The organism is Ensifer sp. VA4 (assembly GCF_055710065.1).
Genome location: NZ_JBVQPO010000054.1, coordinates 1 through 579, shown reverse-complemented (window position 1 = coordinate 579; position 579 = coordinate 1). Strand labels below are relative to the sequence as shown.

The window sequence follows — 579 nt, the reverse complement described above, 5'->3', positions numbered from 1 at the left end:
CTGCCCGGATTGTGGAACGCAAAGCCGGCATCGGCACGGCTGGCACAACCGCCGCCTCCAGGATTTGCCTGTTCAAGGTCAAGTTGTGAAAATCGAGCTCGCACTGAACCGGTGGCAGTGTAGACACCGGAAATGCGGGCGACGAACCTTCACCGACAGATTGCCTGAGATTGCTTCACCCTATATGCGACGCACTGAACGGATGGCTGAGATTGTGGGCTTGGTTGGCCACAGGATGGGCGGTCGTCCGGGAGAGCACTTGATGCATCGGCTCGGCATGCCGGTCAGCGACGACACGATCTTGCGGCAATTGAAGCGCGATAATCCGGCATGCACGCAAAAAGACACTGTTCGAGTTGTGGGCATTGATGATTGGAGCTGGCGGCATTCCTCGCGGTACGGGACGATCATGGTCGATCTTGAGCGTCATTCGGTCGTCGATGTTTTGGAGGACCGCAGCGTCGAGAGTGCAAAAACTTGGTTGCAAGAGCGTCCGACGATCGAGGTCGTGAGCCGAGATCGCTGTGGTTTGTATGCTCAGGCAGCCCGAGAGGGCGCCCCGCAGGCCCGCCAGGTGGC

General features: G+C 59.1%; 1 protein-coding gene. It reads left to right on the top strand.

Going from position 1 to position 579, the window contains the following annotated elements; all coding sequences use genetic code 11:
- Window positions 1–579 (top strand): ISL3 family transposase (locus AC0C6X_RS30125; RefSeq protein ID WP_472956701.1); only part of this gene is annotated, 579 nt, incomplete at both ends.